This is a genomic window from Nocardia farcinica (genome assembly GCF_001182745.1).
GTDB lineage: Bacteria > Actinomycetota > Actinomycetes > Mycobacteriales > Mycobacteriaceae > Nocardia > Nocardia farcinica.
Genome location: NZ_LN868938.1, coordinates 2,526,290 through 2,538,258 on the forward strand (window position 1 = coordinate 2,526,290; position 11,969 = coordinate 2,538,258).

The following is an 11,969-nucleotide window of genomic DNA, read 5'->3' on the forward strand; positions in this document are numbered from 1 at the left end:
TCGGTGGGAGACGAGATGGCGAACGAGCGACTGCGTGAAGCGCTGCTGAAGAACGGGCTCGACATCAGCCACGTTGCCGAAGTGACCGGCGTCGACCAGAAAACCGTCGAACGCTGGATCACGAAGGGACGCGTTCCCTACCCCCGTCACCGGCACGCGGTCGCCGCACTGGTGAAGGAAACCGAGCGCTACTTGTGGCCTGATGCCATCGCACCCGAACGGCGCGAGGCGATTGCCGAGTCAGAAGTGGTGAAGGTCTACCCGCACCGCCACTCGGTGCCGAGCGACTTGTGGCTTCGCCTGCTCTCCAACGCCAACGATCGGATCGAAGTCTTGGTGCTGGCCGGACTCTTCATCGCCGAAGATCCCTCGTTCGCAAAACTGATCCGCCAGAAGGCAGCGGCAGGCACATCGATCCGGTTCCTGTTCGGCAACCCGGCAGCCGACGAGGTTGTGAAGCGCAGCATCGAAGAGCGCTTGGCCGCGGGCACCGTATCGGCGCGGATCAGAAACGCCCTGGCGCTGATCGAGCCATTGGCCAACATCGATGGCGTGGAGCTGCGTTACCACGACACCACCCTGTACAACTCGGTGTTCCGGTTCGATGACGAGATGATCGTGAACATGCACGTCTACGGCCAGCCCGGCGCCTATGCCCCCGCGATGCACTTGCGGCGTTTGGCCGGCGGCGACTTGTTCGACACCTACCTGACCAGTTTCGAACAGGTCTGGTCACAGGCGGTGCCCAAGGCCGCGATCGAAGGAGGAGCCGCATGAGGACCGACTACCTGAACGATCCCACCGCACCGCGGGCAAACAGCCTCAAGGTGGCCGTCAGCGCGTTCGTCCAAGACAAAGCCGGGCGAATCCTGATGATCCACCGCACCGACAACAATTTCTTCTCCCTCCCAGGCGGCGGCATGGAGGTAGGCGAAACCGTCGCTGGAGCGGTCATCCGGGAAGTCGCCGAGGAAACCGGCATCGACGTCCATCCGACTGATGTGATCGGCATTTTCTCCGACCCTGGCCACGTGATCGCCTACGATGACGGCGAAGTCCGCCAAGAGTTTTCGATCTGCTTCGCCGCCGAACCGATCGGTGGGACCGCCCGCGCAAGTTCGGAGTCGAAAGCCGTCGAGTGGGTGGCTCCCGACGAACTCGGCGACCTCCGGATACACCCGTCGATGCGCCAGAGGATCGACCAATGCCTTCAAGCGTCCGGGCGGACCTACTTCACTTGAAACTGAGCCGGTCCTCAGTGCGGCGCACCACCTCACGGATGATCGGCTCGGACTCACGGACCGACCGTCCCACCACATGGTCCGCCCCGTAACGGCGATAGATATCGGCCAGTCGATCATCCAGTGTGGTCGTCTTCCCGTCTGCGGTAGTCGTGAGGTCCGCCCACCACAGCGCGTCCCTCAGCGGCGTCTGTTCGTCTTTCCAGTCGATGCTCAGTTCGCGATTGCGCGCCTCGATACAGGCGCACGAATGGTTCGCCACCAGGGCACATAGCCGTTTCGATGCCCCGATCGACTCGAGGAACACCGCCCCATCGATCGGATGGAACCCCGTTCGCACCAGCACGGGCGCGTAGCCGATGTCATGCAGCCACCCGGCCGCCACTAACAGCTCTGCATCGTCGACCACCGGCCCAGCTAGCGCTGCACGACTCGCTACGCCCTCCACATGCCGCAGCCGGCGCGGCAACACGGACAGGTGCGCACGAGCAGTCTCCGCTGCCCAGCCAACGAGGTCCACAGCCATGCCACCACCGTATCGACCACATCCGACGAGCGTTTAACTGCCGAATTTGGCTATATAGGATCAAGAGCGCCCGCGGCGGCGCATACGCGCCGCCGCCGCGCTACGACGCGCGGCGCTGGCTGATAAGGCGTCGCCCGCGGCGCGTCGGCGCGTCGGCGGCACGTTTGCGCCCTGGCAGAACGCCGACTGTTCCTGTCTGGCCGCCTTCTCCAACACCCTGACGGTGCTGGGCACGACGACTGCCCTACCGGACTTGCCTCCCGCAGCCGAGCACGAATCAGCCGGCCGGTGCCCGGTCAACCGGCCGTGGTCGCCTCCTCCCACGCTTCACCAGAGCACCTGGCGGTAGCGGACGGGACAGCGGGGCAGCGCTTCTGGTCGCCTTCGGGACCGAGGTCGGTGACGGGGGCGGTGCAGCCACGACCCGGGAGCAGATCGCGGCGGGGGCGAGGGCCGCGGTCCTTTCCGGGTCGACGGAATCTGCCCGAGGGGTGTACCAGACCACACCCACCCCGGCAAAGGCCAAGCGGTGTCGGCACCAGAGGCGGGCACGCGGCAATTCCCGGCCCATCCGGCGGTGACCTCCAAGGCTACGGCCGCGCGCCCCCCTCCGGCGCCGAGCCTTTGCCGGGGCGGGCGCGGCCTGGTCCAGGCGGAGCCCAGATCCCACCGACCCGGAAAGGACCACAACCATGACCCTCACCCCCGCCGCGACCTGCTCCCTGCGCGACTGCACCGCCCCCGCCACCGACCTCTACCACTACCAGTGGCAGAACCGCACCATCACCGATCACCTCTGCCCCGCCCACTACCGCCAGGCACTCCGCAACGACGCCGCCATGGAAGCGTTCGACCGCGACTACAACTGACCCGGAGGGGGCTCCGGCCCCCTCTCCCTCACGCCCCGGCGCGGTACTTGCGCGTCCTCCGGCCGCGTGGCCTTCCTCGGTGGTGGCCTGCATTGTGATCCCGCGCCCCTCACGCCTCAAGAGCGCCTATCGGCGTCCCTACGGGATCGGCATCCGCCGACTCTTGACCCGTGAGCCTCTGCGCGTGACAGGCAGGCCGTAGGGGCAGGCGGTAAGCCAGCCCCGAGGTGTGCACGCCACCACCGAGGAAGGCCAACCGTGGTCCAGACACGACGAAGGCTGCGGAGCATTCACCCCGCAGCCTCGGTACGCAGAACGTACGCAGCAGCACCAGCCGCGACCAACGCCGCCAAACGTGGGCACCGCAAAACGCCAGGTCATAGCCACTGACACCTACAGCCACCAACGAACCAAACGCCGAGATACTAGTCCGAGCTGTACTTCGACGTGTAAGTCGAAACCGGCTCCGACCGGGGATGAGCAGCCGGGGCGACCCGTTCGTCCACCGCTCGTCCCCAGGGATTTCAGCGAGTCCACCCGTTCTCGTGATCACTTCACCGATCGCGAAGCGGGTGGACTCGTTTGCGTTCTGCCACACCTGTTGTGGCATACAGCCCAGTACTCATTTCCCGGAAACGGAACCGGCGCGACGCCCCCGTGTTTGCGTGTGGTTCGCCGAACGACGGTGAGTGAGCCGGGTTATGGTGCGATCACCCCGGCGGGAGGCACGTGGCGGGGAACCAGGAGGGTGAGCCGGTCAGGTCGGCAAGCGATCGGCGCCGGCGCGCCGCGGCCGAGGAGGATGCGCCGTGCGTGGGAAATGGTCGATCGCGCTCGTCGCTGTCTCGGTAACGCTCGCGGTAACCGTCGGCGGGCTGGTGCTCCATCGGACGATGGCCGAGCCCACAACAGACCCGGAGGAGTACTCGGTGATCGACGGACAGCACCCTCTAGACCAGCCGGGCGGCGATCTCGCCGACCTCGAGGAACCTCTGATCGAAGGACCCGAGCCGACAACGGCCCGGGACTTCGTCGACGATTCCCGACCCGGCCCGGAGACGGCGCCCGAGACCCTGACACCATCCGGGCCTGGCGTGACTGACGAAGGCGGCGGGTGGACAGCGATCGTGCCGGAGAATTGCATTCGACAACTCGGTGACACCCGCACCAGCCAGGAGGGACACCGATGACCTACCAGCCGCCGCAAGGGTCGCCCGGACCGTCAGAACCGCGTTACGGCACGGCCAGAGCTGATGCAGTGCTTCAATGTCGATCTTCGTCGATCTTCGCGACAAGGTGAAGCTCACTCTGTGCGACACCCCGCTGGCCCGCACTCCGTAAGCACCGCGCTGACACGTAGACTGGGTTGAGATCAACAAGGAGGTCGATGATGGCGACGCCGCCTCCCGCCGACGAGCGGGTGCGACGTGCGCGGGTGATCAAGGCAGCGCGCACGACCAGCGAGTTGGAAGGCGCCCGAAGCACCGATGCCACGCGCGCAGACCAGGACGCCTATGTGCGCGGCGAGATCGACATCGAGCAGTTGAGCGCCAGAGTCCGGGCACGCTACAAGCTGGCCTGACGCCTTGTCTCGACTCGTCGACGACGGCGCTACCCGCCCGTGGGAGAGTGGGAACTTCGAGGCCAGGTGGCTCGGCTACTTCGTTCCCGGCACCTCGGTTCTTCGAAATCGGGTCGGCGCAACGACGGCAGAAGAACTTGTCGACGCGGAGAACGATCTGGTCGAAGTCCGTATCGCCGAGTTGCGCGAATGTCCCGATCGCGTTTCTCGGACCTACGACCTCGCACATCTTCAGGCACTGCACAAGTTCCTTTTTCAGGATGTGTACGAATGGGCGGGCGATCTGAGGACCGTCGGCATCGAAAAGGGTGGAGAATCATTCTGCCCACCTGCTGACATCGCCCGGCCAGTCGACCATATTGCCGCATTGATCGGAGAGTCCGACCGGCTCCGCCGTGTGGATGCGGACGATCTCCCACGTCAGCTGGCTTACCTGTACGACTACGTCAACTTCGCCCACCCGTTCCGTGAAGGCAACGGACGGACACAACGCGAATTCTTCGACCAACTCCTGTCGGAGTCCGGGCGCGGCCTCGCCTGGGACACGATCGACAAGGCGCAACTACATTCCGCATGTCATATCGCTCGCGCTGATAGTGATCTCGCCGCCCTCGAAGAGCTCTTCACTCGAATAGTGGATGACGAGCCCGCGTACTTCTACGATTGATTCTCTGTCCGAGGGTGGACGCCTTCCCATGGCACGGAGACGACCGATCGGGACAGGATGTGGTCATGACAGCGCAGATGAGCAGATCGCATGACCTCGCACCGGTGGACGACGCGACTGCCGAGCGGTTGGCGGGGGCGTTGCGGTGCGCCACGGTGTCCGGGACCGGGGAGCGGGCCGATGACAGCGCCGACGGGGAGTTCGTGCGGTTGGCGGCGCATCTCGAGGCGTGTTTTCCGCGGGTGCATGCCGAGCTGGAGCTCGAGCGGTTCGGGCACAGCAGGCTCTACCGTTGGCCGGGGGTCGAACCGGAGCGGGTGTCGGCGATTCTGCTGGCGCATCAGGATGTGGTGCCTGCCGGGGACGGGTGGACGCATCCGCCGTTCGCGGGCGTCGTGGACGACGGGTTCATCTGGGGGCGGGGGGCGATCGACGACAAGAGCCGGGTGCTGGCGATTCTGGAGGCGGTGGAGGCGGCGCTCGCGGCGGGGGTGCGGCCGCGGCACACCGTCTATCTGGCGTTCGGGCACGACGAGGAGGTGTTCGGGGACGCGGGGGCGGTGCTGATGGCGCGGCGGTTGCGGGATGCGGGGGTGCGGGCGGAGCTGCTGCTGGACGAGGGCGGGGTGATCACCGAGGGGGTGGCCGACGGGGTGTCGACGCCGGTGGCGTCGATCATGGTCGGTGAGAAAGGGTATGCGACGGTGCGGCTCTCGGTGCGGGAGACGGGCGGGCATTCCTCGATGCCGGGGCGGCAGACGGCGGTGGGGCGGATCGCGCGGGCGGTGGCGCGGGTGCAGGATCGGCCGTTGCCGCTGCGGTTGACGCCGGTGATCGCGGACATGCTGGCGCGGTTGCGGACGGTGATGCCGCCGGCGCGGCGGATGCTGCTCGGGGCAGCCGGGGTGGCGGGGCCGGTGATCACGCGGGTGATGGCGGCGCGTCCGCAGACCGAAGCGCTGGTGCGGACCACGACCGCGCCGACGGTCATCCGCGGCGGGGTGAAGGCCAATGTGTTGCCGCAGCACGCCGAGGCACTGGTGAATTTCCGTATCCTGCCCGGTGATTCGGTCGACGGGGTGCTCGCGCACTGCCGCCGGGTGATCCGGGACCGGGGTGTGACGGTGGAGTTGGTGGGGATGGCCTCGGAACCCTCCCGCACCGAGCGGCCGGGTCCGGCGTTCGACCTGGTCGCGCGGCTGGCGCGGCAGGTGGTGCCGGGGGTGGCGGTGACCAGCGGGCTGGTGCCGGGGGCGACGGACTCGCGACATTACGACGGGCTGGCGGCGACCCGCTGCAATTTCGCGCCGATCGTGCTGAGCGAGGCCGATCTGGCGACCATCCACGGAACCGACGAACGCATCTCGCGGGTGAACTACGCTCGCCTCATCGAGTTCAATCGGCGGTTGATCGGCGAACTCGCGGCCGGGCCGATCGGAGAGGAGCAGCGGTGAGCCAGACCAAGGACGGCTCGTTCGAGGGCACGGGGAGCCGGATCGCCTGGCGTGCCTGGCTGCCCGACGGGCCGGCGCGCGCGGCGATCGTGCTGGTGCACGGGGTGGCCGAGCATTCCGGCCGCTACGTGCACGTGGGCACCCGGCTGGCCGATGCCGGATACGCGGTGTATGCGCTCGACCATGTGGGGCACGGCAAGTCGGCGGGCGGCAAGGCCAACATCGGGTCGCTCGACGGTGCCGCCGACAACGTCGCGGGCATGCTCGACATCGCCGCGCGCGAGCACCCCGGTGTGCCGCGATTCCTGCTCGGGCATTCGATGGGCGCGCTGATCGTGCTGTATCTGGCGACGCGCGCGCCGATCGACGTCGCGGGCGTGGTGGTCTCGGCGCCGCCGCTCGAGATTCCGGTCGGCAACCCGTTGCAGAAACTGCTCGCGCCGGTGCTGACCAGACTGACCCCGAATCTCGGTGTATTGCAATTGGATTCGTCGTCGATCAGCCGCGACCCGGCCGTCGTCGCCGCCTACGATTCCGATCCGCTGGTCTACCGGGGCAAGCTGCCCGCCCGCACCGCCACCGAGATCCTCGACGGCTCGCTGACCGTGAAGCGGCGCCTCGGCAAGCTGACGGTGCCGACGCTGGTGCTGCACGGCACCGCCGACACCCTCGCCGCGCCGTCGAGCGCCGACCTCATCGAGCGCGGTGCCGCGGCCGAGGACCTGACCGTGCACCGTTACGACGGCCTCTATCACGAGGTGTTCAACGAGCCGGAGAAGGAGACCGTGTTCGCCGACCTGGAACGGTGGCTGCAGGACCATCTGACGACCCAGTAGGCTCGCGCCATGGGAACCACATCCAGCGCATCGGTGGCGTTCGTGCGCGCGACCTGGCACAGCGGGATCGTCGGCAAGGCACTCGAGGGCTTCACCGCCGAGTTCGCCGACCTCGGCTTCGACCCCGCGGCCATCGACGTCTACGAGGTGCCGGGCGCGTTCGAGATCCCGCTGCACGCCCAGCGGCTGGCCCGCAGCGGCCGCTACGCGGCGATCGTGGCGGCGGCGCTGGTCGTCGACGGCGGGATCTACCGGCACGAGTTCGTCGCCTCGGCGGTGATCGACGGGCTCATGCGGGTGCAGCTGGACACCGATGTGCCGGTGTTCTCGGTGGTGCTCACCCCGCACCACTTCCACGAGCACCGCGAGCACATCGACTACTTCACCGGGCATTTCGTCACCAAGGGCGCCGAGGCGGCGCGGGCGGTGGCCACCACGCTCGCCTCGCTGCGGTCGCTGCCCGCCGCCCGCTGACCCGGTCAGCCCGGTAACCGCAGCTCCGCGTACACGGCCCGGTGGTCGGATCCCGGGATGGTGATGCTCTCCACGCGCCCGGCGCCGCCGTCGGCGACCAGGACGTGGTCGATGCCGATCACCGGCCCCCAGGCGCGGTCCGCGGGCCAGGTGGGCAGCGGACCGGCACCGGCCAGCTCGGCGGCGGAGGCGAACCGGCCGCGCAGCAGGTCGCGGAACAGCGCGTGATCCATGGTGGCGTTGAAATCGCCGCCGACCACGGCGGGCCCCAGCTGGACGTCGAGGACCTCGCGCAGCCTGCGCATTTCCGCGCTCCAGGCGGGGAAGTTCATCGGCGGCGGGACCGGGTGGACCGCGAACACCGTGACCGGGCCGCGCTGCGGATGGTCCATCGTCGCGGAGAGGTTCGCCAGCAGGAACCCGTCCAGTTTCCGGGTGTCGTGCAGCGGATAGCGGCTGAAGATGCCCGTTCCCGCGCCGCCGGGGCCGGGCTCGAGGTGGTGATACGGCAGGTCGGCGGCGAGGTCGGCGGTCAGCTGGTGCGCCGCGTCGGGCGTCAGCTCCTGCACGGTGAGCAGTTCCACGCCACGGCCGCGCACCTCCCCCACCACCGCGTCCAGATCCGAACCGCCGAACAGCAGATTCGACTGCAGCACACGCAGTTCCGGCCCGCTCGCGGCCCGGCCGTCGGGCACGAAGGCGGGCAGCTGCGTCCAGACCACCGCGGCCACGACCACCCCCGCCACGGCGGCGCTACGCCAGCCGCGCACGATCAGGAACAGCAACAGCGCGACCAGCGCGCCGAGCATGAAGTAGGAAGCACCCGAGGCGGCCAGCGCCGGCCATTGCGACCGCCAGCCCCGCAGGTGCAACACGATTCCGGCGATCCCCACCAGCAGACCGCACCAGCCCAGTCCGAGCACGGCCCGCATCGTCCACATTCGCATGTCCCCGACCCTAGGCGGGCCCGCCAACGGTCGACTTGCCACCCGCATAACGGCGGGCGTCGTACGCTCGGCGTGGGAGGCGAACCGATGTACTACGAACAGGTGACGGTGGCGGGCGGGCTCACCGCCGTGGACGCCGAGGAACTCGCGCAGGTGGCGGGCCGGTACCGGGCGCGGGTGACGTTCACCGCGCACGGCCGCAGTGTGCACGCGCCGGTGCTGCCGTACTGCTGGGACGTGCTGCGAGTGGCCGCGGGCGACACGGTGGCGGTGACGGTCGAAGCCGGACCGAGCGCCGACGAGGAGCGCGCCGCGCTGCGCGAGGTCGCGGCCCGGCTGGGCATGTTCGCCCCGCCTCAGGAGCCGAAGACGCGCTCCACGACCGCCCTGGCACGCCGGGTGATGCGCAGGTAGTGGTCGAGGAATTCGCTACCGCCGTCGTTGTTCGGCCAACCGGCCACGGTGGCGACCGCCGAGAGCAGCCTGCCCGGGCCGGGTAGCTGGTCGGAGGGCTTGCCGCGCACCAGGACCAGTGCGTTGCGCGCCTTGGTGGCCAGCAGCCAGGAGTCGCGCAGCAGGGCGACGTCCTCGGCCGCCAGCAGCTCCGCCTTCTCGATGGCCGCCAGCGTCTCGAGCGTGGCGGTGTTGTGCAGCGACTCCACCTCGTGGGCGTGGCGCAGTTGCAGCAGCTGCACGGTCCATTCGATGTCGGCGAGGCCGCCGCGACCGAGTTTGGTGTGGGTGGCGGGGTCGGCGCCGCGCGGCAGCCGCTCGGAGTCGACCCTGGCCTTGATGCGGCGGATCTCGCGCACGGCGTCCTCGGACACGCCACCGGCCGGATAGCGGACCTTGTCCACGGCGTGCAGGAACCGCACGCCGAGCTCCTGATCACCGGCCACCTGGTGGGCCCGCAGCAGCGCCTGCACCTCCCAGGACTGCGCCCACTGCCCGTAGTAGGCCTGGTAGGCGCTCAGCGTGCGGACCAGCGCGCCGCTGCGGCCCTCCGGTCGCAGCCCCGCGTCGACGTGCAGCGGCGGGTCGGTGCTCGGTGCGCCCAACAGCCGCTGCACCCGCTCGGCCACCGTGTTGGCCCACTTCACGGCCTTGGTCTCGTCGACGCCTGGCCGCGGTTCGCACACGAACAGCACGTCGGCGTCGGAGCCGTAACCCAGCTCCATGCCGCCCAGCCTGCCCATGCCGATGACGGCGAAGGCGGCGGGCGCCGGTTCACCCGATTCGGCCTCGCCGGCCCGGATCACCGCCGCCAGGGCCGCGTCCAGCACCGCCACCCACACCGACGACAGTGCCCGGCACACCTGCGGCACCTCCAGCATGCCGAGCAGATCCGCCGAGGCCACCCGTGCCAGCTCGTGCCTGCGCAGCGAGCGGGCCGCCGCGACCGCCCGGTTCGGATCGTCGTAACGGGCGGCGGCGGTGAGGATGCCGCGCGCGACCTCCTCCGGCTGCGGACCGAGCAACAGCGGGCCGTGCGGACCGTCGGCGAACATCCGGATGGTCTCGGGCGCGTTGATGAGCAGATCGGGCAGGAACTCCGAGGAGCCGAGCACGATCATCAGCCGTTGCGCGACCGCGCCCTCGTCGCGCAGCTCGCGCAGGAACCAGGTCTGCTCGTCGAGCGCTTCCGACACCTGGCGGTAGGCGAGCAGGCCCGCGTCGGGATTCGGTGTCTCGCCGAGCCATTCGAGCAGCGTCGGCAGCAGCAGCGCCTGGATGCGGCCCTTGCGCGACACTCCCCCGGTGAGCGCCTTCAGGTGGCCGAAGGCGTTCTCGGGGGCGGCGTAACCGAGCGCGGCCAGCTGCCGGACGGCGGCGTCGGGGCTCAGCCGCAGCGCGTCCGGGTCCATCCGGACGACCGCCTCGAGCAGCGGCCGGTAGAACAGCTTGGCGTGCAGGCGCCGCACCCGCACCGCGTTGCGGCGGATCTCCGAGCGCAGCACGCCCATCGCGTCCTGCCTGCCGTCGGGGCGGATGTGGGCGGCGCGGGCCAGCCAGCGCATGCCCTCCTCGTCGTCGTCGGCGGGCAGGGTGTGGGTGCGCTTGAGCCGCTGCAACTGCAGCCGGTGCTCGAGCAGGCGCAGGAATTCGTAGGAGGCGGTGAGGTTCGCGGCGTCGTCGCGGCCCACGTAACCGCCCGCCGCCAACGCCGACAGCGCGTCGACGGTGCTGGCGACGTGCAGGTTCTCGTCCACCCGGCCGTGCACCAATTGCAAGAGCTGCACGGCGAATTCGACGTCGCGCAGGCTGCCGCGGCCGAGTTTCAGCTCGCGCTCCCGCAGTTCGGCGGGCACCAGATCCTCGACGCGCCTGCGCATGCCCTGCACCTCGGGCACGAAGTCGGGCCGTTCGGAGGCCGTCCACACCATCGGCATCACCGCGTCGCGGTATTCGCGGCCCAGCTCCAGATCGCCGGTCATCGGCCGGTTCTTCAACAGCGCCTGGAACTCCCAGGTGCGGGCCCAGCGCTTGTAGTAGGTCAGGTGCGAGTCCAGGGTGCGCACCAGCGCGCCCTGCTTACCCTCCGGCCGCAGGGCCGCGTCGACCTCGAAGAAAGCCTGGCTGCCGACGCTCATCATCTCCGCGGCCAGCCGGGTCGCGGTCGCGTCGGCGGGCTCGGCGACGAACACCACATCCACGTCGCTGACGTAGTTCAGTTCCCGCGCACCGCATTTGCCCATCGCGATCACGGCCAGGCGCACCGGACACGGCTGGTCCTTGCACACCCGCGCCACCGCCACCGCCAGCGCCGCGGTGAGCGCCGCGTCGGCCAGATCGGTGAGGTGCCTGCCGACCACCCGATACGGCAGCACCGGCTCGTTCTCCACGGTGGCGGCCAGGTCGAGCGCGGCCAGCAACATCAGCTGGTCGCGGTAGCGGCAGCGCAGCAGCGCGACCGCCTCCGGGCCCGCGATCCCGGCACGGAACAGCATGGGTCCGGCGTGCGGGCCCGCCTCCGGGGTCGCCTGCACGGCCGCGAGGAGGTCGGCCAGCAGCTCGTCGCGGTCGGGCAGATCACCGCGGCGCAACACCTCCCAGGCGGCGGGTTCGGCGACCAGGTGGTCGCCCAGCGCCGTGGAGGAACCCAGCAGCGCGAACAGCCGGCCGCGCAGCGAGGTGTCGGTGCGGATCGCGGAATCCAGCCGCTGCCAATCGCTTCCGAGTGCCTCGCGCAGCCGCATCAGGGTGTTCAGCGCGAGGTCGGCGTCGGGGGCGCGGGAGAGCGCCCACAGCACCGGGATGCTCTCGACGTTGTCCCAGCCCAGCTCGCGCAGCGAGGCCGCGGCCGTCGGATCGAGCAGGCCGAGCCGGCCCACACCGGGCACGGCGGAACGGGCAGATGGGGGCCGGACCATGA

The 11,969-nt window shown here is 69.4% G+C and carries 13 protein-coding genes; 10 read left to right on the forward strand and 3 right to left on the reverse strand.

All coding sequences use genetic code 11. The features are described from left to right. The first annotated feature begins 15 nt into the window (after window positions 1–15). Entirely contained in the window at window positions 16–777 is a 762-nt protein-coding gene (locus AMO33_RS12135) for a DUF5919 domain-containing protein (RefSeq protein WP_060592657.1), read from the forward strand. After that, window positions 774–1,241 (forward strand): NUDIX hydrolase, encoded by a 468-nt coding sequence (locus tag AMO33_RS12140; RefSeq protein ID WP_060592658.1) that lies wholly within the window; start codon window positions 774–776, stop codon window positions 1,239–1,241. Before AMO33_RS12135 ends, AMO33_RS12140 begins: the two co-directional genes overlap by 4 nt. Here AMO33_RS12140 and AMO33_RS12145 read toward each other — a convergent pair. After that, the gene (locus tag AMO33_RS12145; RefSeq protein WP_076574116.1) at window positions 1,234–1,767 is read right to left on the reverse strand and encodes an HD domain-containing protein; all 534 of its coding nucleotides are present in this window, start codon (window positions 1,765–1,767) and stop codon (window positions 1,234–1,236) included. The two genes, AMO33_RS12140 and AMO33_RS12145, sit on opposite strands and share 8 nt — an antisense overlap. A 692-nt stretch (window positions 1,768–2,459) precedes the next feature. Between AMO33_RS12145 and AMO33_RS31455 the strand changes: the two genes are divergently transcribed. From AMO33_RS31455 to AMO33_RS12175, 7 genes are all read left to right on the forward strand, one after another. Then, window positions 2,460–2,636 (forward strand): hypothetical protein, encoded by a 177-nt coding sequence (locus AMO33_RS31455; protein WP_159005459.1) that lies wholly within the window; start codon window positions 2,460–2,462, stop codon window positions 2,634–2,636. 809 nt (window positions 2,637–3,445) lie between these two features. Then, window positions 3,446–3,826, forward strand: coding sequence for a hypothetical protein (locus AMO33_RS12150; protein ID WP_060592659.1), 381 nt, complete (start codon window positions 3,446–3,448; stop codon window positions 3,824–3,826). A gap of 197 nt (window positions 3,827–4,023) precedes the next feature. Continuing rightward, the gene (locus AMO33_RS12155) at window positions 4,024–4,218 is read left to right on the forward strand and encodes an antitoxin VbhA family protein (RefSeq protein WP_228799768.1); all 195 of its coding nucleotides are present in this window, start codon (window positions 4,024–4,026) and stop codon (window positions 4,216–4,218) included. A 4-nt stretch (window positions 4,219–4,222) separates the two neighbouring features. Continuing rightward, window positions 4,223–4,885 (forward strand): Fic/DOC family protein, encoded by a 663-nt coding sequence (locus AMO33_RS12160; RefSeq protein ID WP_060592661.1) that lies wholly within the window; start codon window positions 4,223–4,225, stop codon window positions 4,883–4,885. A 77-nt stretch (window positions 4,886–4,962) separates the two neighbouring features. Continuing rightward, on the forward strand, window positions 4,963–6,339 hold the full coding sequence (locus AMO33_RS12165) for a M20/M25/M40 family metallo-hydrolase (RefSeq protein WP_228792361.1): 1,377 nt from the start codon (window positions 4,963–4,965) through the stop codon (window positions 6,337–6,339). Continuing rightward, window positions 6,336–7,175: an alpha/beta hydrolase gene (locus AMO33_RS12170; protein ID WP_060592663.1), complete on the forward strand. Its 840-nt coding sequence runs from the start codon at window positions 6,336–6,338 to the stop codon at window positions 7,173–7,175. Before AMO33_RS12165 ends, AMO33_RS12170 begins: the two co-directional genes overlap by 4 nt. Window positions 7,176–7,184: 9 nt before the next feature. Next, window positions 7,185–7,649 (forward strand): 6,7-dimethyl-8-ribityllumazine synthase, encoded by a 465-nt coding sequence (locus AMO33_RS12175; RefSeq protein WP_060592664.1) that lies wholly within the window; start codon window positions 7,185–7,187, stop codon window positions 7,647–7,649. Between the two features lie 5 nt (window positions 7,650–7,654). Here AMO33_RS12175 and AMO33_RS12180 read toward each other — a convergent pair whose 3' ends face one another. After that, entirely contained in the window at window positions 7,655–8,596 is a 942-nt protein-coding gene (locus tag AMO33_RS12180; RefSeq protein WP_240327490.1) for an endonuclease/exonuclease/phosphatase family protein, read from the reverse strand. Between the two features lie 87 nt (window positions 8,597–8,683). Between AMO33_RS12180 and AMO33_RS12185 the strand changes: the two genes are divergently transcribed. After that, the gene (locus AMO33_RS12185) at window positions 8,684–9,010 is read left to right on the forward strand and encodes an HPr family phosphocarrier protein (RefSeq protein ID WP_060592666.1); all 327 of its coding nucleotides are present in this window, start codon (window positions 8,684–8,686) and stop codon (window positions 9,008–9,010) included. Here the strand turns inward: AMO33_RS12185 and AMO33_RS12190 are convergent. Further along, entirely contained in the window at window positions 8,953–11,967 is a 3,015-nt protein-coding gene (locus tag AMO33_RS12190) for a bifunctional [glutamine synthetase] adenylyltransferase/[glutamine synthetase]-adenylyl-L-tyrosine phosphorylase (RefSeq protein WP_060592667.1), read from the reverse strand. The genes AMO33_RS12185 and AMO33_RS12190 overlap by 58 nt on opposite strands. Between the last annotated feature and the right edge of the window lie 2 nt (window positions 11,968–11,969).

Coding starts and splice junctions, on each gene's coding strand:
- AMO33_RS12135 (WP_060592657.1), top strand. CDS start 16: ATGGCGAACGAGCGACTGCGTGAAGCGCTGCTGAAGAACGGGCTCGAC.
- AMO33_RS12140 (WP_060592658.1), top strand. CDS start 774: ATGAGGACCGACTACCTGAACGATCCCACCGCACCGCGGGCAAACAGC.
- AMO33_RS12145 (WP_076574116.1), bottom strand. CDS start 1,767: ATGGCTGTGGACCTCGTTGGCTGGGCAGCGGAGACTGCTCGTGCGCAC.
- AMO33_RS31455 (WP_159005459.1), top strand. CDS start 2,460: ATGACCCTCACCCCCGCCGCGACCTGCTCCCTGCGCGACTGCACCGCC.
- AMO33_RS12155 (WP_228799768.1), top strand. CDS start 4,024: ATGATGGCGACGCCGCCTCCCGCCGACGAGCGGGTGCGACGTGCGCGG.
- AMO33_RS12165 (WP_228792361.1), top strand. CDS start 4,963: ATGAGCAGATCGCATGACCTCGCACCGGTGGACGACGCGACTGCCGAG.
- AMO33_RS12175 (WP_060592664.1), top strand. CDS start 7,185: ATGGGAACCACATCCAGCGCATCGGTGGCGTTCGTGCGCGCGACCTGG.
- AMO33_RS12180 (WP_240327490.1), bottom strand. CDS start 8,596: ATGCGAATGTGGACGATGCGGGCCGTGCTCGGACTGGGCTGGTGCGGT.
- AMO33_RS12185 (WP_060592666.1), top strand. CDS start 8,684: ATGTACTACGAACAGGTGACGGTGGCGGGCGGGCTCACCGCCGTGGAC.
- AMO33_RS12190 (WP_060592667.1), bottom strand. CDS start 11,967: ATGGTCCGGCCCCCATCTGCCCGTTCCGCCGTGCCCGGTGTGGGCCGG.